This window comes from Thiocapsa marina 5811, from assembly GCF_000223985.1.
In the GTDB taxonomy this organism is placed as follows: Bacteria; Pseudomonadota; Gammaproteobacteria; order Chromatiales; family Chromatiaceae; genus Thiocapsa; species Thiocapsa marina.
This window is the reverse complement of the sequence record NZ_AFWV01000015.1, coordinates 53,992-75,851: the sequence shown is the minus strand read 5'-3', so window position 1 is coordinate 75,851 and position 21,860 is coordinate 53,992. Positions and strand designations below refer to the sequence as shown.

Genomic DNA, 21,860 nt, shown 5'->3' with positions numbered 1-21,860 from the left:
TCGGGAACTCTTCACGCGGAACCAACCGGCATCACGCGCCGTAGTTCGCCGCGACGAACTCCCAATTGATCTTCTCCCAGATGGATTCCAGGTACTTCGGACGGGCGTTGCGATAGTCGACGTAGTAGGCATGCTCCCAGACGTCGACGGTCATCAGCGCCGTTTTGCCCTCGGTCATGGGGGTGCCTGCGTTGGAGGTGTTGAAGATCTCGATGGAGCCGTCGGCGTTCTTCACCAGCCAGGTCCAGCCGGAGCCGAAGTTGGTGGCGGCGGCTTGAGAGAACTGCTTTTTGAACTCGTCGAACGAGCCGAACTTGGCGTTGATCGCGTCGGCCAAAGCGCCGGTCGGGGCACCGCCGCCGGTCGGGGCGAGACAGTTCCAGTAGAAGGTGTGGTTCCAGACCTGGGCGGCGTTGTTGAACAATCCGCCCGAGGATTTCATGATGATCTCTTCGAGACTCATGGTCTCGAACTCGGTGCCCGGGATCAGGTTATTGAGGTTGTTGACGTAGGTCTGGTGATGCTTGCCGTAGTGATACTCGATGGTTTCAGCGGAGATCACGGGCTCGAGCGCATTTTTTTCGTAGGGTAACGCCGGGAGTTCATGGGCCATGGTTAAGCCTCCTTTAAGGTTGAGATCTGGAGTGGTCGACGGTCACCCGAGATGTTGGCCCGTGTTCGGGTATCTCAACCCGTGGGCGCGGTGCCCGAGCGTGAGATGCGAAACTTTCAGAGAACCCTGCGGTCGCCGCAGTGTTTCGGCGCACCCGAGCCCGGAGGATCCGCGAGCATGAACGCCATCGAGCTCGGGCTTTTCGCCAGCCGACTCGAGTCGGTGTGCGAGGAGATGGGCGCGGTGCTGCGTCAAGCGGCCTTCTCGACGAACATCCGCGATCGGCTCGACTTCTCGTGCGCGGTCTTCGATCGCGACGGAAACCTCAGTGCTCAGGCCGCCCATATTCCGGTCCACCTCGGCAGCATGGCCTACGCGATGGCGAACATCGTCGGTGCGCTCGACTGGTCCGAGGGCGACATGGTGGTGCTCAACGACCCCTTCCTGGGCGGGACCCATCTGCCGGATGTGACACTGGTGGCGCCGCTCTTTGCGGAGGGCCGGCTGGTCGCCTTCGTCGCCAATCGCGCACATCATGCCGACATCGGGGCGAGTGTGCCCGGGTCGATGCCGGTCTCGCGCACGCTCGACGAGGAGGGACTGATCATCCCGCCCTGCCGGTTGGTCGCGCAAGGCGAGATCGACCGGCCGCTGCTGACACGGATCCTCGGTGCGACCCGCAACCCGGACGATGCTCGAGGAGATTTCTTCGCACAGATCGGCGCGAATCGTGCCGGGCTGACTCGGCTGCGGGGGCTGATCGACGGTCTTGGCGTCTCGGCCTACGCGGAGGCGATTCGCGCGCTCGATGACTACGCCGAGCGACTCGCCCGCGCGGCGCTCGGCACGATCCCGTCGGGACGCTACGGCTTCGAAGACGTGATGGACGACGACGGTCAGGGGACCGAGGCGATCCCGATCCGGGTGACCCTCGATGTGACGCCGGCGGGGATTAATGTCGATTTCGCAGGAACCGCCGGGCAAGTCGCCGGCAACATCAACTGTCCGCTTTCGGTTGCCGCGGCTGCCGTCTTCTATGTCTTTCGCTGTCTGATGCCGCCTCAGACGCCCGCATGCGCAGGAACCTTCCGCTCGATCGCGCTCTCCGCACCGCTCGGCTGCCTGCTCAACGCGCAGCGCCCCGCAGCGGTGGCCGCGGGCAACGTCGAGACCAGCAGCCGTGTGGTGGATGTCGTGCTGGGCGCGCTCGCCCGAGCGATCCCGGATCGGATCCCGGCGGCCAGCCAGGGCAGCATGAACAACCTGGCCCTCGGCAGTGCCGAGGCCGGCGCGGCCTGGGATTACTACGAGACCATCGGCGGCGGCATGGGTGCGGGCGCGAACGGCGGTGGGTGGTCGGGGGTCCAGACCCACATGACCAACACGCTCAATACGCCGATCGAGGTCCTGGAGGCTCGCTACCCGTTGCGGGTGTCGCGGTATGCCTTGCGGTCCGAATCGGGCGGGCACGGCGCGCGCCCGGGCGGCGAGGGCCTGATCCGAGAGCTGACCTTTCTCGCACCGGCCGAGGTGACGCTGCTGACCGAGCGACGTCGGGGCGCGCCTTGGGGGATCGCGGGCGGCGGCCCCGCCGGCTCCGGTCGGAATCGGGTGAACGACGAGGAATTGCCGCCTAAGGTCAGCCTTCGTGTCGAGAGCGGAGATCGCCTGATCATCGAGACCCCTGGCGGTGGTGGCTGGGGGGCGGAACCAGCGCGTGAAGCATGAGTAAATTCCTTTGCGTCCTTCGCGTCTTTGCGGTTCAAATCCAGGATCATGAAACGGGATCGCCGAGGAGCGATCCCGACCTCACGGGAGCGGTTCGATGTGCGGTATCTGCGGTGAATTGAGGCTCGACGGCGCGCCGGCCGACCTGGAGACCATCCAGGCGATGATGGGCGAGCTGGTGCGGCGCGGGCCGGATCATGGCGGGAGCTACAGCGACGGTGCGCTCGGGTTCGGGCATCGGCGGCTTTCCATCATCGATCTCTCGGTACGCTCCAACCAGCCGATGGTCGACGCGGAGCTCGGACTCGCGCTGGTCTTCAACGGGACCATCTACAACTATCGGGCGCTGCGTCGCGAGCTGGAAGGGCGCGGCTACCGCTTCTTCTCCGAAGGCGACAGCGAGGTCATCCTCAAGGCCTGGCACGCCTGGGGAACCGACTGCTGCGCGCGCCTGCACGGCATGTTCGCCTTCGCGGTCTGGGATGCCAATCAGAAGGTGCTCTTTCTCGCGCGCGACCGCTTCGGGATCAAGCCGCTGTATTGGTCCGAGCAGGGCGGGACGCTGCGTTTCGCCTCGAGCACGCAGGCGCTCTTGGCGGGCGGCGGGGTGGATACGGCCATCGACCCGGTCGCGCTGCATCATCTCTTCACCCTGCATGCCGTGGTTCCCGCGCCGCGCACCATCCTGCGCGGGGTGCGCAAGCTCACGCCCGGACACTGGCTGCGCTTCGACGCGCGCGGCGGCCGGACCGAAGGCACCTATTGGCGTCTGGACGCCACGCGTCCGGCGGAGCCTCGCAGCGATGCGGACTGGCTGGAGGCGACCCACGTCGCGCTGCGTCAAGCGGTCAAGGTCCGCAGCGAGGTCGCCGATGTGCCGGTCGGCGTCTTGCTTTCGGGCGGGCTGGATTCAAGCCTGCTGGTCGCCCTGCTTGCCGAGGCCGGCGTTTCGGATCTACGCACCTTCTCGGTCGGCTTCGAGGACACGCCCGAAGAGGCCGGGAGCGAGTTCCAATACTCGGATCTGGTCGTCGAGCGTTACGGCACCCGGCATCATCGCTTCCTGGTCCCCAACGCGCAGGTCCTGCAGCGCCTGCCCGAGGCGATCGACGCCATGACCGAGCCCATGTTCGGTCAAGACGCGGTGGCCTTCTATCTCCTGGCCGAGCAGGTCTCGCGCGAGGTCAAGGTGGTGCAGTCGGGTCAGGGCGCGGACGAGGTCTTCGGCGGCTATTTCTGGTATCCGCGCATCGCCGCCGAGCGCGAGGGCGCGCCGGTCGAACGTTTCGCCAAGCACTACTTCGATCGCGATCACGACGAATATCTGCGCATGATCACCGACGCCTATGCGGGCGAGGACCACACCTCGGCGCTGATCGCCGAGCGCCTGGCCGAGCCCGACGCGGACGAGCTGTTGGATGCGGTCCTGCGTCTGGACGCAACAACCCTGATCGTCGACGACCCGGTCAAACGGGTCGACAACATGACGATGGCCTGGGGTCTGGAGGCACGGGTGCCCTTTCTCGATCACCAGCTTGTCGAGCTTGCCGCACGCTGCCCGCCGGAGCTGAAACTGCGCGAGGGCGGAAAATATCCGTTGAAGGCGATGGCGCGCGGCCTCCTCCCGGACGCCGTCATCGACCGCCCCAAGGGGTATTTCCCGATGCCGGCGCTCAAATACGTCCGCGGCCCCTTCCTGGAGCTGATGCGCGATGTTCTCGCCTCACGTGCCGGGCGCGAGCGCGGTCTCTACCGGCAGACCTATCTGGACCAGCTGCTCGCTGCACCGGACATGCACCACACCCGCATCCAGGGCAACAAACTCTGGCACCTCGCCCTGCTGGAGCTTTGGTTGCAGCGCAACGTCGACGCACTCGGCTAAGAAACCGGCCACGCGGCGAATGCAGGCGGCGTTGTCTATTCTCCCGGCCGTAGGGTGGACGAGCGAGAGCGAAGTCCACCTTCTGCGTCGGCGACGGTGGACTGCGCTGCGCTTGTCCATCCTACCCCGCTTGCCCACCCTACCCCGCTTGCGCACCCCGCCCCGCTTGTCCACCCTGCGGCTTCGATCGGCGACGTGGCCGAGTGTATGCGCAAGCCAAGGGCGCCCAAGCGGGATAGATCCCGCTCCCCTTTCGGGGTAGCTTGAAAAGCCCGCTAGCGTCCCGAACCTTGTCGGATCGGTCACAACACGAGACAGAGGTCAATGATGGATGTTCTGGAGCGAATCGGCGAGCAGGTCAAGACGAATCCGGTTGTCATCTACATGAAGGGCACACCTCAATTCCCTCAGTGCGGCTTCTCGATGAGGGCCTCGGCCGCCCTGCAGGAGTGCGGCGTCCCCTTTGCCTACGTGAACGTCCTGCAGGATCCCGAGATCTTCGAGAATCTGCCGCGTTATGCAGATTGGCCCACCTTCCCCCAGATCTACATCGACGGCGAGCTCGTCGGCGGCTGCGACATCACGCTGGAACTTCACGAGAGCGGGCAGCTCAAGAGCATGATGGAAGAGGCGGCATCCAAGTCCGCCTGAGCGATCCAATGCGGGGATCTTGGAAGCCACGCCTCCCGTGTGCCCTCGCCGGGATTCAGACCGGTTCCTTATCTTCCCAAACCCGCACCGGGTCGAGCTCGCGCCAGCGATTCACGACGGTGCAAAAGAGACGCGCGGTCTGCTCGGCGTCGTAGATCGCCGAGTGGGCCTCGCTGCTCTGCCAACCGAGACCCGCCTCCTTTGCCGCACGCGCCAACACCGTCTGACCGAACATTAAGCCCGACAAGGTTACGGTGTCGAAGACACTGAAGGCGTGGAACGGGTTGCGCTTGAATCCGGTCCGCTCGACGGCCGCCTTCACGAATCCGAGATCGAAATGGGCGTTGTGTCCGACCAGAATCGCCCGATTGCATCCGGTCGATTTCACCGCCTTGCGGATCGGCGTGAGGATGCGGGTCAAGGCATCCCATTCCGAAATGGCATCCCGGAAGGGGTGGTCCGGATCGATCCGGTTGAAGGCCAGTGCGCTCGGATCGATCTCCGAGCCGACGAAGGGCAGGACATGACAGGCGATCGGCGCAGCCGGCTCGAGTCGCCCGTCGGGCAGCATTCGGATAATAATAGCGGCGATCTCGAGCAGGGCATGCCGCTGGGCATCGAAACCGGCCGTTTCGACATCGACCACCACCGGCAGGAAACCCCGAAAGCGCGCGGCGATCCCTTCTCTCATTTTGGGTTCTTGATTCATGGCGACAGCATAAGTGGCGCACGGATGAATGCCAAACAAACTGATCGCGGCAGAGCGCCGCCGCGGGCTGTCGTCTCGCCCGATCCTGACCGCACCTGGATTCCCGAGGCTCCCGGCGCCGATCGTCCGGTCGGCCGAAACCGGCGCATCGCACGATGATTGCCCGAATCCTGCACGCCGGATTGCTTGCGGGCGTCACCTGCGCCTGGGTTGCTCCACCCGCCATCGCCGACGCGCCTGCGGGGTCGACCGGGGCCGGCGAGACGCACGGCATCCTCTTCGAAATCCGGCCCCCGACGGGCGCCCCGCCGAGCTTTCTCTTCGGCACGATCCACAGCGAGGATGTTCGGGTCGTGGATCTGCCCGCGCCGGTCCGCGAGGCCTTCGATGCGAGCCCGAACGTCGCCCTCGAGGTGGTCCCGGATGCAGCCGCCATCATCCGGGCGATGATTACCATGGCATTCACCGATGGACGGCTGCTGCGCGACGTCCTCCCCGCGGATCTCTATCTGGAGACCGCCGCCGCGCTGGGCGACATCGGGATGCCGGAGGAGGCGTTCAAGGATCTCAAGCCATGGGCCGTCGTGACCCTGCTGAGCAGCCCGCCCTCGGAAACAGGCGAGTTTCTCGACATGCTGCTCTACCGTCGAGCGATCGCCGACGGCAAACGCGTCGAGGGTCTGGAAACCATGACCGAGCAGCTCGCCGTCTTCGACGCGCTGCCGGAGACCGATCAGATCACGCTGCTGCGCGAGACCCTGGCGTCGCGCGAACATCTGCCGCGCCTGTTCGAGGCACTGATCGCCGCCTACGCGGAGCGCGATGTCGAGGCGCTGCAACAGCTGAGCGAACGCCACCTCGCAGACACCGACCCCCGTCTTGCCGCGCTCTTCCAAACCGTGGTCATCGATTCGCGCAACCATCGAATGGTCGAGCGCATGGCGCCCCTCCTGGCGGAGGGCGGCTGGTTCGTCGCGATCGGCGCATTGCATCTTCCCGGCAAGCAGGGTGTCATCGAGCTGCTGCGAAGGCTCGACTATCAGGTGACGGTCGCGTTCTGAAGCGCGCCTCGTCAGGCGATCAGCGCTCATCGGCGTCCGGGGCAACGAAGCACACCGAACCAACGAACCAACGAACCAACGGTCGTGGCTCGAGCGAGGCACGGGCTGTGATAGCATTTGTCGAACATGTCGCGAGAGATCTGCAACGCATGAAGGACCGGGATTTGAGCGCCTGTCGACGACTGACCGGGCTGGTGGTCTTGGCAATCCTGCTGCTCGGCACGGGTTGCACGTCTTCGCCGAGCCGGATCTCCGAGCCCCGCGATCCGCTCGAGCCCTTCAATCGGGCCGTCTTCCGATTCAACACCGACTTCGACAAGGCGTTTTTCCAGCCGGTGGCGAAAGGGTATCGGGCCATCACGCCGGATCCCGTCGAGCGAGGCGTGACCAATTTCTTCGGCAATCTCTCCGACGTCACCTCATTCGTCAACAACGTGTTGCAGTTCAAGATGTCGCGTGCCGGCAGCGACGTCGGGCGGCTCTTCATCAACTCGACGGTCGGCGTGCTGGGCTTCGTCGATGTGGCCACCAACGTGGGATTACCCAGCTACAAGGAGGATTTCGGTCAGACGCTCGGCTACTGGGGGCTGGATTCCGGCGCCTTCGTCATGGTGCCCTTCCTGGGGCCGAACAGTGTCCGGGATGTCTTCGGCGATGTCGGCGATATCTTCACCGACCCCTTGTTCAACCTCGATCCCCTCTTCAAGGTCGACCGAGACGGGGTCTATTGGGGCTTGGTCGCACTCAGGGCAATCGACCGGCGGGCCAACTATTTGGCGACCAGCCAGATCCTCGAGGACGCGGCGATCGATCCCTACATTCTACTGCGCGACGCCTATCTGCAACGGCGCCACTATCGGGTGCACGACGGAAATCCGCCAGCCATCGAAGGTGAAGAGGACTTCTGGGACGAGGTGGAGTTCGACTAAACCGCGCCCGGCGCTTTATGCGATGTCCTTGGATGGGATCGGCCCTGGGGTGCGGGTTGATGAGCAAGGCAACTGCCGTAGGGTGGACAAGCGCAGCGCAGTCCACCGAGTCTCGCACCGACGCTGGTGGACTGCGCTGCGCTTGTCCACCCTACCTCCCATCAGCGACATAGCCCGGTTGACGGGCAGGGCCGATCGGCGCGGCTCTCAAGCCACGACACGCCAGGCGACGGCTTCACCGGCACGTAAAGGCACCACTCGACTGGCTCCGAAGGAATAGGATGCCGGAACGGTCCAAGGCTCGCGGCTCAGACGAATGGTCTCGGCGTTGCGGGGCAGGCCGTAGAAATCCGCGCCATGGTGACTCGCGAATCCCTCCAGCCGCGCCAAGGCGCCGGCCTGCTCGAACACCTCGGCATAAAGCTCGATGGCGGCGTGTGCGCTGAAGGCCCCGGCACAACCACAAGCGCTCTCCTTGCCCTCGATCGCATGCGGCGCGCTGTCGGTACCGAGGAAGAACCTCGGATGACCGCCCGTCGCGGCGGAGACCAGCGCGAGCCGATGGCGCTCGCGCTTGAGGATCGGCAGGCAATACAGGTGCGGACGAATCCCGCCGGCCAACATGGCGTTGCGATTGTAGAGCAGGTGATGCGGCGTGATGGTCGCAGCCAGCGTCGGCGGTCCGTCGCGCACGAAATCGACTGCCTCGGCGGTCGTCACATGCTCGAAGACAACCTTGAGCCCGGGAAACGCACGGACGATCGGCTCCAAGCGCTCCTCGATGAAGCGCTGCTCGCGGTCGAAGATGTCGACCTGATCGTCCGTCACCTCGCCATGCACCAAGAGCGGCAAAGCGGCGCGCTGCATCGCCTCGAAGACCGGATAGCGTCCGAGCAGATCCGTGACCCCGTTCTCCGAGTTGGTGGTCGCACCGGCAGGATAGAGCTTGCAGGCGAAGACCTGACCGCTCGCCTTGGCCGTGCCGATCTCGGCCGGGCTCGTCTCGTCCGTGAGATAGAGCGTCATCAAGGGCTGAAAATCGCTGCCGGGCGGCAGTGCGTCCAGGATGCGCGTTCGGTAAGCAAGCGCCCCGGCGGTATCCACGACCGGCGGTTTGAGATTGGGCATCACGATCGCGCGCCCGAAACAACGCGCGGTGTGGGCGAGCACATCCGCCAGGACATCCCCGTCGCGCAGATGCAGATGCCAGTCGTCCGGCCGGTTAATGCGAAGCTCCATGACCTCGGCCATCTTAGACAAGCCGATAGCGCGCACCGCAATAGGGACAGGTCGCCTCGTGGTTCGGCTCGTCTTCGATCGGCAGATAGACCCGCGGATGCATGTTCCACACAGGTGCACCGGGCAAGGGACAGGACAGCGGCAGATCCTTGCGGCTGACCTCGATCAGCTCATGCTCGGTCCGCGTCTCGACGGCTGCGTTGGACATCGGCAAAGTCTCCATCGGATAAATCGATTGCCGGGAATGAAGCATCCCGAATGCGGATGGCTGCAAATGTTGTAGAGGGCGACTGAAGTCGCCCCTACAGCCGCCCCTCCGGCGTGGTCGTTCTTTTCGGGACATCACCGAACGTGTGCGGGTCCGTGCCGCAAAGACCGGATGAGGTCCCCTCTTGTCGTTCTTTCACTTTAAATCGCGTCAGCTCCGACGGTGACGAAAGACTCCGGCATCAACCCAACCGATAACGGGCCAAACCATCACCGCACGCGATTTAAACCGGCGTGAGCCATTCCGGATAGGCCGGCAGACGCCCGTGCACCAGATCGAAGTAGAGGCTCTGGAGTCGCTCGGTAATCGGACCGCGCCCGCCGTTGCCGATCACGCGACCGTCCACCTCCCGAATCGGCGTCACCTCGGCGGCGGTGCCGGTGAAGAAGGCCTCGTCCGCGATATAGACCTCGTCGCGCGTGATCCGCTTCTCCACCACCTCGATTCCCAGGTCGCGCGCCAGCGTCATGACGGTACGCCGGGTGATGCCGTCGAGGGCGGAGGTCAGATCCGGCGTATAGAGCACGCCCTTGCGCACGATGAAGACGTTCTCGCCGCTGCCTTCCATCACGTAGCCGGAGGCATCCAGCAGGAGGGCCTCGTCGTAACCGTCGCGCAGGGCCTCCTGCAAGGCCATCATGGAGTTCATGTAATTGCCGTTGGCCTTGGCGCGACACATGGTGATGTTCACGTGATGGCGCGTATAGGAGGACACCCGAATCCGAATGCCTTTGGTCATGTTCTCTTCGCCGAGATAGGAGCCCCACTCCCAAGCGGCGACGATGCAGTGCACCTTGAGGTTGTCGGCACGCAGACCCATGCCTTCCGGGCCGTAGAAGAACATCGGACGGATGTAGGCCGAGTCGAGATTGTTCTCGCGCACGGCGATCCGCTGGGCCTCGTCGATGGTCTCGCGGTCGAACGGCGCCTTCATGCCGAGGATGTGCGCCGAATCGAAGAGGCGATCGGTGTGATCGCGCAGACGAAAGATCGCCGGGCCCTGCTCGGTGCGGTAGGCGCGCACGCCTTCAAAGACACCCATGCCGTAATGGAAGGTGTGAGTCAGGACATGCGTCTTGGCCTCCCGCCAGGGCACCATCTCGCCGTTGTGCCAGATCAGGCCATCACGGTCTTCCATCGTTGCCATCGTCGACTCACTCCGGTTGCATCGGGATCAGCATCCCGTTTCGATTCGAGAGACCGCCCTCAGGACGCAGGCTCGTCCATCAAGGCGTGCCACAAGGATTGGACGCGCTCGCGCTCGGGCAGCAGATCCGCGTCCGCGACCGTCTTGGGCTGCTCCTGCAGGGCGCTGCGGTGATAGGCCGCACGTAGCGCTTTGTAAGTGGCAGTCAGGTCTTCGGCCGCTCGCCCGGGCAGCAGATCGAGCCGTCCGAGTGTTTCGAGCAGGCGGATGTTGTCCGTCCAGTCGGCCAGCGCCGGATGCTCCGACGCCCAGCGTAAGACCGCGTATTGAACCATAAACTCGATATCCGCAATACCGCCCGCGCCTTGCTTGAGATCGAACCGACCGCCGCCGCTCTTGTCGAGATTCGCGCGCATCTTCGCGCGCATCTCTCGCACGTCCTTGCGCAGCTGCTCGGGCTCGCGCTCGCGGCAGATGATCGCGCGCCGCAGCGTGCCGAAACGGGCGGCCAACTGCGGATCGCCGGCGACCGGGCGGGCGCGGATCAGGGCCTGATGCTCCCAGGTCCAGGCATCGTTCGCCTGATAGGCGTCGAAGGCCGCAAACGAGCGCACCAGCAACCCGCGATTCCCGTCCGGGCGCAGACGCATGTCGATCTCGTAGAGGACGCCCGAGGGGGTTTGGGTGGTCATCAAATGGATGATGCGTTGGCCGAGACGTGCGAAGAACTGCTCGTTGCTGATCTCCTTCGGCCCGTCGGTCATGGCGGTCTGTGACTCGGTGCCGTGGATGAAGACGAGATCCAGATCCGACCCGTAGCCGAGCTCTATCCCGCCGAGCTTGCCGTAGCCCAGCACGAGAAAACCGCTCTCCTCCCCGATGATCTCGGTCGGGCGGCCGTGCCGCTGCGCGAGATGATCGAACGCCAAGCGCAGGACACGACGGATCGACACCTCGGCGATCTCGGTGAGATAGTCGCTCACCACCATGAGCGGGATGACCTCGGTCAGATCGGCCGCCGCGACACGCAGCATGTTGCCCTGCGCGAACTGGCGCAGACGCTCCATCTGCTGCTCCAAGTCATCCGCGTCGACATGCAGCAGGAGCGCGTCGAGCTCGGCCTCCAGATCCGCTCGGCGCAAGGGTGCGTAGAGTCGACGCGTGTCGATCATCTCGTCCAGGAGCAGCGGATGACGCGCGATCCGATCGGTGAACCAGGGGCTCATGCTCGCCAGACGCGCGAGCTGCGCGAGGATCACCGGGTGCTCGCTGAGCATCGCCAGATACGACGTCCTGCGTGCGACGGCCTCGAGCACCTTGAGCACGCGCCCGAGTGCAATGTCGGGCTGCTCGCTCGAGGCCGTCTCGCGCAGCACCATCGGCACCAGCCGCTCCAAGCGCTCGTGCCCACGCCGACTCAAGCCCTTGCGCGCGATCGAATCGCGAAACTGAACCAGCCGCGCCTGGATCGCCTCGGGCTCGGCGAACCCCGCCTCCGCGAGCGCCGACACCTCGTCGGCCGCATCGCCCTCGCCATGCCAGAGGGCGATCAGACCCGGGTCGTGCAGCACCTCCTCGGTCTCGGGCGCGGCGAACACCTCGTCGAACTGGCCCTGAACGTGACGGCGATGCGCCTCCAGGACCGCTTCGAAGGCCGGCCAATCCGCAAACCCCATCGAACGCGCCAGACGCGCCCGACCCGGCGCGTCGGCGGGCAGCAGATGGGTCTGCTTGTCGCGATACGCCTGGATGCGGTTCTCGACCAGGCGAAGGAAACAGTAGGCGTCGTCGAGCCCCCGCACGGCGGGTTCGGGCATCAATTGCTTGTGCGCCAGCAGTGCGAGGACCTCGCGGATGGGGCGGATCTGCAGGTCCGCGTCGTGACCGCCGCGGATGAGCTGGAACGCCTGCCCGATGAACTCGATCTCGCGGATACCGCCCGGACCGAGCTTGATGTTGGCATCCATGCCGCGGCGATAGAGCTCTTTGGCGATCATCCGCTTGAGGTCGCGCAGGGACTCGATCGCGCCGAAATCCAGATAACGCCGATAGACGAAGGGACGCAGCATCGCCATCAGCTCGCGTGCGTCGTCCGGGTCTCCGACCACGACGCGCGCCTTGATCATGGCGTAGCGCTCCCACTCGCGCGCCTGGGTTTGGTAATAGTCCTCCAGCGCGTTGAAGCTCATGGCGAGCGGGCCGGACTCTCCGAAGGGACGCAAACGCGTATCGACGCGGAAGACGAATCCGTCGACCGTTTGGCTGCCCAGCGCCTGCGCCAAGCGCTGGCCGAGCTTGGTGAAGAACTGCGCGTTGTCGAGCGTCCGGGGGCCACCCTCGGTCTCGCCGTTGGCGGCGAAGGCGAAAATGAGGTCGATGTCGGAGCTCAGGTTGAGCTCGCGCGCGCCGAGCTTGCCCATGCCGAGCACGGCCATCCGCAGCGCGCGACCCGACGCGTCGCGCGGCGTGCCGAGCTCCGCACAGGTCCAGGCGTGGAGGCGATCCAGGGCGCCCTGGATGCAGAGGTCGGCCAGAGCGGTGAGATGCTCCAGGGTCTCCGCCAGCTCGGCCCAACCGGCGATGTCGCGCCAGATGATGCGGATCATCTCGCGTCGGCGAAAAAGACGCAGGGCTCGGTGCAGACCGGGCTCGTCCGTGACCGGCGCCAGCGCGGCCTCGAAACCACGTGCCAGTGAAGCGGCATCGTGGGCCTGCTCGAGCTCGCCGCGTGCGATCAGGTCGGCCAAGACCTCCGGATGACGGGCGAGCGAGACGGCGACATAATCGCTGGCCTCCCAGACCCGCGCCCGCGCATCGGCGAAGGCCGGGGCGTCCGGCACCTCCACGCCCTGCGCTGCGGCCCAGTCGAGCCAGGTCTGCCAGTGTGCCTCGGTCGCCGGGTCGAGATTGCGAAAGCGATCCATGAGGGCTCGATCAGAGCGGCTCGATGGAATAACGCGCCGCGAGACGATAGGTCTCCCCGGGCGGGATCTCGATCACCTCGGAGGCGGTGTTGACCGTCTCGACGCAGACGAAGCGCCGGTAATCCTGATCGTCGAGATCGTCCATCGCCTTCGCGGTCTCGACCCAGGGGTTCCAGACCACGGCGGTGCGGCTGTACTCGGATTCGATGCGGATGCGCCGATCCAGGGTCGGGTCGACGATGGTCAGCACCGGGGGCACATCCTCGTAAATGCGATTGACCTCGTGTTCGAACGCAACCTGTCCCTCTTGGCGGATCACGGCATCCCCGCCGTCGGCGGCCTTGTCGATGTAGCGGCACCCGTCGAGGCCGTCGACCCGAATCCGGCTCGCATCGCCGACCTTGAAATAGGCATGCAGACCTTGGGTGATATTGAAGGGCCGATCGCCCGCATTCAGGGTGCTCAAGTCGACCGAGAGGGTTGTGCCCACATGGATGTCGACCAGGAGATTGAAATACTGTGTCCAGACGGCGCGCGTCTCGGCGTCGTCGGCGATCCCGAGCTGCACCCGTGTGGCGCCGTCCGCAAGCGATTCGGTCGCGAGCACCTGCCAGGGCCAGGCCCGCACGAACCCGTGGGCGGATCGGCCCTTCGCCTCGGGATCCGCGCCGAACCAGGGCCAGCAGATCGGGATACCGCCTTTGATTGCCTTGCCCTCGGCGAAATAGGCCCGTTCGCCGACGAAGAGCAGATCATCCGCCGCATCGGTCGGCCGATAGGCCAAGACCTGTCCGGCGTAGGGCGAGATCAGGGCCGTCGCCTGCGCGTTGGCGATCTCGATCATGGTCAGGCCGCCGCGGCCTTCGGTGAAACGCAGGATGCCGTCGATGCCGTGCTCGGCGTTCAGTGCCTCGATGTCCATGGATGATTCTCCGGGTCGGTGGGGCGCTTCGTCTGGAAAGGCCCGTGTGGCAAGGAATCAGGGGACTGCCGGGGCTTGCGCACTCGGCATCCCGCGTTCTCGGCGGACGGCCGAGCCCGATCTCGACGGGTGGCCGGGAGCGTAGCTCCCAAGGCCCTGCTCCGCAAGGCGCCGACGGTCGCGCCTTGCAACCGATCGATTTGCGGAAACCCTCGCGCAGACACGGAGCTTGCCGCTCCCGAGACACCGAGTGAAGATGAGGCACAACGCGATCCCGACCGAGCCCATGGACCCGATATCAGTGAACCGGACGACACCGACCCGTCACCCCGAATGGCTGGAAAGCCTCTACGAGCGCCTCGCCGAGGACGACGAGGGACGCACCTGCAAAGAGATCAGCGCCGATGCCTGTCACGAGACACCGGGCAACTTCCTCTCCACCCTGATCGCCAACACGCTCAGCAACATCGCCGACCGTCTGGCCAGCGCCAAGACCACCCTGCCCTGGCTGCTCCTGCAGCTCGGTGCCCCGGCCTGGATGCTCAGCCTGCTGGTGCCGATCCGCGAATCCGGCTCCATGCTGCCGCAGATCCTGATCGGCGAGATCGTCCGACGACAGGCCATCCGCAAATGGGTCTGGGTCTGGGGCGGCGTGATCCAAGGGCTCTGTCTGGCCGCGATCGGCTGGGTCGCCTTCGCGCTCGAAGGAGCAGCGGCGGGCGCTGCGGTCATCGCACTGCTGATCCTCTTCAGCCTGGCGCGCGGGGCCTGCTCGGTCGCCTACAAGGACGTGCAGGGCAAGACCATCCCCAAGACCCGCCGCGGCCGCCTGTCCGGCTGGATCAGCGCCATCGCCGGACTCGGCGCCATGGGTGTCGGCCTGGGTCTCGGCGCCGTGCAGGACGGAAGCGAGTCGACCGGCCTCTATGTCGCTCTCCTGGCGGGTGCGGCACTCCTGTGGTTCCTGGCCGCCTGGTCATTCAGCCGCATCGTCGAGTTCCCCGGCGCCACCGAGGGCGGCTCCAACGCGCTGGCCGAGGCCTTCGCCCGGCTCGCGATCCTGCGCGACGACCGGCCCTTCCGGAGATTCGTGATCGCCCGAGCGCTGGCCATGGGCTCCGGGCTCGCGGCACCCTTCTACGTGGCGTTGGCCCGTGATGACCTCGGGGGTGCCATCTCGCTGCTCGGCATTTTCATCGCCGTGGAAGGCCTCGCCGGCCTGGTGAGCTCCCCGGTCTGGGGACGCTGGTCGGATCACTCCAGCCGACAGGTCTTCGCCGCCGCCTGCGGGTTGGCCGCAGCCCTCTCGATCGCGGTCGCCCTCTGGTCCTGGCTCGGAATGCCGAGCGCGGCGGCGATCTGGTTCTACCCGATCGCCTTCTTCGGACTCGGCATCGCGCACGCCGGCGTGCGGCTCGGGCGCAAGACCTATCTGGTCGACATGGCCGACGGCAACAAACGCACCGACTATGTCGCGGTCAGCAACAGCGTCATCGGCGCACTGCTGCTGGTGTCCGGCCTGCTCGGGGCACTGGCGGCGACCGTCTCCGTGGAAGGGACCATTCTTCTGCTTGGTCTCGCCGGGCTCGTCGGATCGGCACTCAGCTTACGTTGGAAGGAGGTTTCCGGGTGATGCGAAGAGGTCCGCAACCCACCGGCGTCGCTGACGGCCCGATCACCGGGAATCTTATTATTACAAATCATTCTTATTACTATCCCGCCTGTATTTTTCAGAGTCGAGTCGATCGGGACGGAACCGAGATGAAGGTGTGTCATCAGACGAGCGGACGCTTGCGGTTGCGCATTTCGGCACTGCACCAGGATCGAGGTGTCGCGGACCGCCTCGAATCGGCGCTCCGTGGACAAGTCGGTGTCTTGACGGTCCGGGCGAATCCGGCCTGCGCAAGCCTGTTGGTCCGTTACGAGGTCGGGACGTTGGATGCACCGGCAATCCAAGAGCGTGTCCATGCCCTCTTGAACCCGGCGGTGGCGCCGTCCCCCACGCCTCCGGTCGAGCATGCGTTCCAGCGCAGATCGTCTCGCGTGCGACGCCGTCTGGCAGATTGGACGACGACGGTCGTAAAGCTGGTACGTGCGCTCGACCGCCTGGCGCCGCGGCGGCGAACGTCCGCACGCGTACCACTCCGCAAGACCGAAGCTCCCATTCTCCTGTGTCGGTTGAATCTGCACCTGACCCGCTGGATGCTGCGCACCTCCGCGCGCGGATGGCGGGAGGAATTGTTTCCCGAGCGACGCTCGATCGTGAGAGCACGACCTTCACGATGAGGCCGACACCGAAATTCCACGAAGCGCCGACCGGCCCGCCAGCCGACCGGATCGCGCTCAGGCACTGGCCTCGGCGCCGGCGGGACCGCGTCCGCGATGAAGATGGGAGTCGTCCGATCTGCAACGTCCCGGGGTCGTAGAGCGGCACGCCGCGCTCGTCGACCTGACAGCCGATGCCCTCCAGTCCCGGGCGTGCCAGGTTCGGTCGACGCCCGATCGCGACCAGCACCTTCTCCACCAGCTGCTCTCGATCGGCGGCGCGCACCAACACCCCGCCGTCCGCGCGCTCGATCTGCGCGGGCGCGCCGAGCCAGATCGGAAACTCGCGCCGCACAATCTCGACGGCGGCTTGATTGATGTTCGGGTCGTCCAGCCGTGCCAGGGTGGTGCCCGACCCGAATCCGACCACATCGACCGCGAGCCGCCGCAGGGCCTGCCCAAACCCCAAGCCGATCGGCCCCAGACCGATGACTGCGAGCGACTTGGGCAAGCGCTCCAGCTCGAAGCGATCCTCGACCGTCAGGATGGCATCGCCGAACGACTCCCGCCAACCCGCCGGCACAATGCTCGATGCCCCGGCCGCAATGACGAACGCGCGCACACGGATGGTTCTGTCACCGACTTCAATGCAGTGCGGATCGATGAAGCGCGCATGGCCATCGACTAATTCGTGCTCCATCTCGTCCGTGGTATTGGCGAGCACCAGATCCACGAAGGTGTCACGCAGGTCGCGGATATGCCCCAGCACGCTCGACCCGTCGATGCTCGGGGATTCGGCGCCATCGATGCCGTAACGCTGAAAGTGCTTGCACATTGCGTAGATGTCGCCCCGGTGAATAGCGACCCTCGACGGCATGCAGCCGACCCATGCGCAGGTCGTCCCCAGGCTGCCGCCATTGACCAAGAAATAGCCGTCCGTGACACGGCGGATCTCCTTTACGGCATTCAAACCGGCATGACCCGCCCCAGTGACGACGACATCAACCGAGACTCGATCGGACACGGCATGCTCCTTCTTATAAAAACCCGAGTGATCGTCAGTCAATTGCGGTTCAGTCACCCTTGACATCCCGAGCGCCTGCCATTCCGTGACGTCGGACGTATTGGGAACCTGCTTCACCAGCATCGAATATCCCTATCACGTATCGGAATTCATATCGGTCTTCTTACAAGAGGGAGTTGAATGAAATCACGGCAGTTGATGCGATTGCAAGGCGAGTGCCCGCATCGCGAAGCGATGCCGGAAGCATGATCCGGAGGGTCGAGGGGTTGCACCGGGGGACGGACACCGTCTCGCCCCCGGCACAGCCGGGAGCATTCCGAGATCGGTGGCGGACGAGAAGCGCTTTTTTCGAGAAGGAATTACGGGTTCTGCGCGGGAGACTCGATCACGGACGTCGCCCTGAGCGCCTCGATCTTGGCCATGAGATCTCGTTGCACCTGCTGCGTCTTCAACTGTTTCTCGATGCGTACCTTCACCTCTTCGAAAGGCACGACTGCGGCCGGTTTCTTATCCGTTGCCTTGATGATGTGGTATCCGAATTGGGTCTCCACCACTTCGCTCAGGTCGCCTGATTTCAGAGCAAACGCGGCATTCTCAAAGGGTGCAACCATCTGCCCCCGCCCGAACTCGCCGAGGTCACCCCCTTGCGCGGCGCTGGGGCAGGTCGATTCGCTCTTGGCCAACTCGGCGAAATCGGCACCGGATTTCACCTTTTCGAGGATCTCGTCGGCCTTCCGCTTGGCGTTTTCCTTCTCCTCGGCGCCGGCGTCCGCGTCGACTCCGATCAAGACGTGGCTCGCACGCATCGATTCCGGCTGACTGAACGACTCGGGATGCTCGTCGTAGACGGCTTTGAGTTGTGCGTCGGTAATCTCGATTTTAGACACCACCTCGTTCTGGACGAATGCGTTGATCATGAGCCCGCGTTTGAGCTGCTCATGCAGTCCATCCGGGGTGATGCCCTTTTTGGCGAGCGCGTCGTTCCATTCCTCTTCGCTCGGCGAACGGGACTTGATGAGGGCGAACTGTTCCTCGACCTGCCGGTCGAGATCGGGGATGTTCTGATCCTTCGCGAGCTGAAAGAGGAGCTCGGAGCGGATCAAGTTCTCTTTCGCGGTCTCTTCGACGAGCTTGCGTTGATCGGGAGTGATGGAGTCCGCGGGGCCCATCCTGGCCAACAATGGGCGAGCATTGCGTTCCAGCTCGGCACGAGGGATCGCAACGCCGTTGATCGTGAGAACGACATCCGCGGGATCGCCGGAGGAGGCCAAGGTTTCGCCCGCCGGAACCACCGTCGGAGCCGCCCCCTGCGCATCGGGTTCGGAAGCAATGACGATGTGCGTGCCGCCGAGTGCCAGAGCGATGGCGGTAGCGGTGGCCAGTGCGTAGAACAGGTGCATGTTTGGTCTCTCTGTGGTGAGGATCGAAGATAACGGAACAGGGAGCCGGTTATAAGAACAGCCGCGTCCCTGCACAATGACAAAACCCGTTCGGGTCTCGATCGGAATCCGGCCTCGGCGCACGCGGTCCGATGCGGGAGTTTAGACCGAACCTAGCCCGTACGTCGGACGTTGCTCCGCTCCGAGGGGCGTTCTTCGATCCCCGTTGCCTCGGCGTTGGACTCGCGACGGCGACTGCGACAAGCATCGGAGCAATAGCGGACCGACTCCCAACAGGCCGCCCAGCGTTTGCGCCAGGTGAAGGGGCGCGCGCAGGTCGCGCAGATCTTGGTCGGGAGATTCGGCTTCTTATGGCTCATGAGGTCGACTCGGGGCTCGGGGGCCGTTTTCGTCTACCGCCTGTCTCGGCGGTGCTCATGCTCGTGCGCGCCCGGCTCGCGCCACCACTGCGACGACATCTGCCATGGCGTATGGATCCGGGCGTCCGGGACATCGGTAAGCTCGGGCACCCAGCGACGGATGAGGAGACCATCCGGATCCTGAGTCTTGCTGCCGTTCTTCACCGAGTTTCTGCGCCTGGGCGGGCGTTTCAATGCCTGGGTGGAGAGCTGCCCGCTGAAGCTGACCAGCCCGAACGCCCCGAGCACGCGCGACGTTCTGGGTACCGCCATCCTGGCGGTGCTGTCCGGGCATCAGCGCTATGCCCACATCAGTGCCCTGCGCGGCGACGCCATCAATGCCTCGCTGCTGGGCATGGAGGCGGTGGTCAGCGAGGACTCGGTGCGCCGCAACCTCGGCAAGCTCGATGAAGCCGACGGGGTCGCCTGGCTGCGGAACCATCTGGACGCCTGCGTGGCCCCGGTGCTGGGCGTGCCCTGGATTCTCAATACCGACGTGACGGTCAAGCCGCTCTACGGGCATCAAGAGGGTGCGGTCAAGGGCTACAACCCGCACAAGCCGGGGCGCCCTTCGCACACCTACCATACCTATTTCATCGCCGGTCTGCGTCTGATCCTGGACGTGGAGGTGCTGGCCGGCAATCAAACCGCGTCCAAGCACAGCGCGCCGGGGCTGTGGGAGTTGCTCGCGCGCCTGCCGCGCACGCACTGGCCGCGGTGCATTCGCGGCGACCGCGACTGGGGCACCCAAGCCAACATGGCGCGTGCCGAGCAGGAGGGGATCCCCTATCTGTTCAAGCTGCGCATGACCTCCAAGGTCAAGCACACCGTCGAGCGCCTGATGCGCGATGCCGAGTGTCGCGAGGCCGGTCAAGGCCGGCAAGGGGCCGAGACGACCCTGCGCCTGTCGGGCTGGAGCCGCGCACGGCGCGCCGTCGTGCTGCGCCGGCGTATCAAGGGCGACCTGGCTGTCCTCGACCACGGCGATCCCGAGCAGCTGCGCCTGAGCTTCCCCGCACTCACCGACGAGACCGTCGTCTACGAGTATGCCGTGCTGGTGACCTCGTTGCCCCACGAGATCCTGAGCGTGGCACAACTCTATCGCGACCGCGCCGACGCGGAGAATCCCTTCGACGAGCTCAAGAACCATTGGGGCCGGGGCGACTTCACCACCCGCGACATCAAGCGCTGCCGCTTCATGGCGCGCATCACCGCCCTGACCTACAACTGGTGGAACCTTTTCGTGCGCCTGGCCGATCCGCACCGGCACACCGAGGCCATCACCAGCCGCCCGCTGCTGCTCAGCGCACCGGCGCACCTGACCCGTCACGGCGGGCAGACGCGCCTGATCCATCAGCCATCCCCATGCCGAAGCGGCATGGGTAGAGGCGACCTGCCGCGAGATCGCGGGATTCTTCGGTACCCTGCGCCGAACTGCGGAGCAGTTCAGTCTCCTGCAACGCTGGTACCGGATGCTCTCGCGTGCGCCGGTGCAGTACCTCGACGGCCGCCAACTGCAACCGCCGGCCGCGCTGCCGGCCCCGGCGCAGCCGCCGAACCAGCCGCTATGTGTACTTCCCCATACTCCTCCGCAGGCCGGAAACGGCCTGCGACGGGCGTCGACTGATCTTTTTAGGGTAAAGCGTTCCGAAGCACGAACGAAAGCACATTCGGGTCGCGATCGGAACTCCACTCCGAGTCATGAGGATCTCCGCGCAACTCGCCTAAAGCACGCTCGCCTTTCCGAAAATGTTCCGGAGACGCCGGACCTCCGCACGCGGAGAACGACGGACGACATGATCGTCGGCCGTCCCTCGTAGCCCGCGCGCCCGCTCGCGAGCAAACCTGCGCGAAGGCGAAGCAGATGACGGGGTGGATAAAGCCGACACCCTTCCTCTCTAGCGCCTTTCTCATTGCATCCGGTACTGCGGTTCGAGCCGGAGCCTGCGCCAGTGTGCTCGGTGGATTTGCGGCAGCTGTTCCGCCCGCGTTCCGCGTCGGGGCGTGGGGAGACGGGTGACGGACCGGCCGCAGGGCCGTAAGCGGGTTCATCCCGACCTCCACGCGGCAAATGCTTCGCACAGCGGACCGATCGAATCCGCGCGTACATAGGGTCTGGTGTGCGGACCGCCCGCAGTGGATGCACCTATTCTCAACGCCCGCAGCCTCATACATTGCTTTCGTTCTGAAACATCCTCGCTCCGCCTTCTCCCGCTCTCATTTTGTAAACCGGGTCACAGATTCGTCACACATGTCGGCAGCTCAGTTCGAAATACCCTTATCGATTTCCTTTTCAATTCCGTTCGGAAATGTGAGCTGATTCACATTTCCGCACTTGACTGCACCGGAAAACGAAGCATCCGACCGTGATGGGAATGGCGTCACGGAATGGATCGCCTTGCGTCACTAGAGTCACAGCGTACGCAAAAAGAACGCTCGCTCGGATTTCTCAATACGGGGCGTTTCGGCTTTCTCAGGTAGACAACGGCAGCAGCAAGGCCACTCGAGAGCGAGAACGCAGTCGAGATCTTCAAGATTCGGAATGCCGCCCAGCCGTGACACCTGCATTCGCCGACAACGTCGGACTCAAGGTGACGCAATGAACAGTCAGCATACAGCACGCGTAGGTACCCTCGCTCGGCCGACCCAACTTCAATTCGGGTTCAGCCTTTGGGCCGCACTTCTTATTCTGGTTTCCTT

General features: G+C 64.8%; 18 protein-coding genes and 1 pseudogene. 8 read left to right on the top strand and 11 right to left on the bottom strand.

Annotated elements, in window-relative coordinates:
• Positions 1-31: 31 nt before the first annotated feature.
• Positions 32-613: a superoxide dismutase gene (locus THIMADRAFT_RS20035; protein ID WP_007194925.1), complete on the bottom strand. Its 582-nt coding sequence runs from the start codon at positions 611-613 to the stop codon at positions 32-34.
• 177 nt (positions 614-790) lie between these two features.
• Between THIMADRAFT_RS20035 and THIMADRAFT_RS20030 the strand changes: the two genes are divergently transcribed.
• The 3 genes from THIMADRAFT_RS20030 to grxD all read left to right on the top strand — a co-directional run bounded on the left by THIMADRAFT_RS20030 (position 791) and on the right by grxD (position 4,874).
• Complete coding sequence (locus THIMADRAFT_RS20030) at positions 791-2,341, top strand: hydantoinase B/oxoprolinase family protein (protein WP_007194924.1); 1,551 nt, start codon at positions 791-793, stop codon at positions 2,339-2,341.
• Positions 2,342-2,438: 97 nt separating this feature from the next.
• Entirely contained in the window at positions 2,439-4,223 is a 1,785-nt protein-coding gene (locus tag THIMADRAFT_RS20025) for an N-acetylglutaminylglutamine amidotransferase (protein WP_007194923.1), read from the top strand.
• A gap of 327 nt (positions 4,224-4,550) precedes the next feature.
• Positions 4,551-4,874, top strand: coding sequence for a Grx4 family monothiol glutaredoxin (gene grxD, locus THIMADRAFT_RS20020; protein ID WP_007194922.1), 324 nt, complete (start codon positions 4,551-4,553; stop codon positions 4,872-4,874).
• 55 nt (positions 4,875-4,929) lie between these two features.
• Here the strand turns inward: grxD and rnt are convergent, their stop codons facing one another.
• Complete coding sequence (rnt, locus tag THIMADRAFT_RS20015; RefSeq protein WP_233490306.1) at positions 4,930-5,565, bottom strand: ribonuclease T; 636 nt, start codon at positions 5,563-5,565, stop codon at positions 4,930-4,932.
• A 173-nt stretch (positions 5,566-5,738) separates the two neighbouring features.
• Here rnt and THIMADRAFT_RS20010 point away from each other — a divergent pair, with 173 nt between their 5' ends.
• Positions 5,739-6,644: a TraB/GumN family protein gene (locus THIMADRAFT_RS20010; RefSeq protein ID WP_007194920.1), complete on the top strand. Its 906-nt coding sequence runs from the start codon at positions 5,739-5,741 to the stop codon at positions 6,642-6,644.
• 149 nt (positions 6,645-6,793) lie between these two features.
• The gene (locus THIMADRAFT_RS20005; RefSeq protein WP_007194919.1) at positions 6,794-7,573 is read left to right on the top strand and encodes an MlaA family lipoprotein; all 780 of its coding nucleotides are present in this window, start codon (positions 6,794-6,796) and stop codon (positions 7,571-7,573) included.
• A 207-nt stretch (positions 7,574-7,780) separates the two neighbouring features.
• Here the strand turns inward: THIMADRAFT_RS20005 and pyrC are convergent, their stop codons facing one another.
• The 5 genes from pyrC to THIMADRAFT_RS19980 all read right to left on the bottom strand — a co-directional run bounded on the left by pyrC (position 7,781) and on the right by THIMADRAFT_RS19980 (position 14,073).
• The gene (gene pyrC / locus THIMADRAFT_RS20000; protein WP_040733022.1) at positions 7,781-8,812 is read right to left on the bottom strand and encodes a dihydroorotase; all 1,032 of its coding nucleotides are present in this window, start codon (positions 8,810-8,812) and stop codon (positions 7,781-7,783) included.
• Positions 8,813-8,825: 13 nt separating this feature from the next.
• Positions 8,826-9,020 carry a zinc-finger domain-containing protein gene (locus THIMADRAFT_RS19995; protein ID WP_007194917.1) on the bottom strand — a complete coding sequence of 65 codons (195 nt, stop codon included), beginning with the start codon at positions 9,018-9,020 and terminating at the stop codon, positions 8,826-8,828.
• A gap of 283 nt (positions 9,021-9,303) precedes the next feature.
• Entirely contained in the window at positions 9,304-10,227 is a 924-nt protein-coding gene (locus THIMADRAFT_RS19990) for a branched-chain amino acid transaminase (protein WP_007194916.1), read from the bottom strand.
• A gap of 59 nt (positions 10,228-10,286) precedes the next feature.
• A complete protein-coding gene (glnE, locus tag THIMADRAFT_RS19985) occupies positions 10,287-13,151 on the bottom strand; it encodes a bifunctional [glutamate--ammonia ligase]-adenylyl-L-tyrosine phosphorylase/[glutamate--ammonia-ligase] adenylyltransferase (RefSeq protein ID WP_007194915.1) in 2,865 nt (954 codons plus the stop codon).
• Between the two features lie 10 nt (positions 13,152-13,161).
• Positions 13,162-14,073 carry a D-hexose-6-phosphate mutarotase gene (locus THIMADRAFT_RS19980; RefSeq protein ID WP_007194914.1) on the bottom strand — a complete coding sequence of 304 codons (912 nt, stop codon included), beginning with the start codon at positions 14,071-14,073 and terminating at the stop codon, positions 13,162-13,164.
• 256 nt (positions 14,074-14,329) lie between these two features.
• On the opposite strand from THIMADRAFT_RS19980, the gene THIMADRAFT_RS19975 reads away from it, so the two are divergent.
• Positions 14,330-15,706, top strand: a complete 1,377-nt coding sequence (locus THIMADRAFT_RS19975) for an MFS transporter (RefSeq protein WP_007194913.1) — start codon at positions 14,330-14,332, stop codon at positions 15,704-15,706.
• Positions 15,706-16,359, top strand: coding sequence for an HMA2 domain-containing protein (locus THIMADRAFT_RS28640; protein ID WP_407635156.1), 654 nt, complete (start codon positions 15,706-15,708; stop codon positions 16,357-16,359). Before THIMADRAFT_RS19975 ends, THIMADRAFT_RS28640 begins: the two co-directional genes overlap by 1 nt.
• Positions 16,360-16,504: 145 nt before the next feature.
• Here the strand turns inward: THIMADRAFT_RS28640 and THIMADRAFT_RS28635 are convergent.
• From THIMADRAFT_RS28635 to THIMADRAFT_RS28630, 4 genes and pseudogenes are all read right to left on the bottom strand, one after another.
• A pseudogene (locus THIMADRAFT_RS28635) lies at positions 16,505-17,428 on the bottom strand (FAD-dependent oxidoreductase); the annotation flags it as partial.
• A 293-nt stretch (positions 17,429-17,721) separates the two neighbouring features.
• The gene (locus tag THIMADRAFT_RS19955) at positions 17,722-18,762 is read right to left on the bottom strand and encodes a peptidylprolyl isomerase (RefSeq protein ID WP_007194911.1); all 1,041 of its coding nucleotides are present in this window, start codon (positions 18,760-18,762) and stop codon (positions 17,722-17,724) included.
• A 152-nt stretch (positions 18,763-18,914) separates the two neighbouring features.
• A complete protein-coding gene (locus THIMADRAFT_RS19950; RefSeq protein ID WP_007194910.1) occupies positions 18,915-19,121 on the bottom strand; it encodes a DUF2256 domain-containing protein in 207 nt (68 codons plus the stop codon).
• 33 nt (positions 19,122-19,154) lie between these two features.
• Complete coding sequence (locus THIMADRAFT_RS28630) at positions 19,155-19,325, bottom strand: FAD-binding domain-containing protein (protein WP_199484271.1); 171 nt, start codon at positions 19,323-19,325, stop codon at positions 19,155-19,157.
• On the opposite strand from THIMADRAFT_RS28630, the gene THIMADRAFT_RS24980 reads away from it, so the two are divergent.
• The gene (locus THIMADRAFT_RS24980; RefSeq protein WP_007194909.1) at positions 19,309-20,787 is read left to right on the top strand and encodes a transposase; all 1,479 of its coding nucleotides are present in this window, start codon (positions 19,309-19,311) and stop codon (positions 20,785-20,787) included. The two genes, THIMADRAFT_RS28630 and THIMADRAFT_RS24980, sit on opposite strands and share 17 nt — an antisense overlap.
• The last annotated feature ends 1,073 nt before the right edge of the window (positions 20,788-21,860 follow it).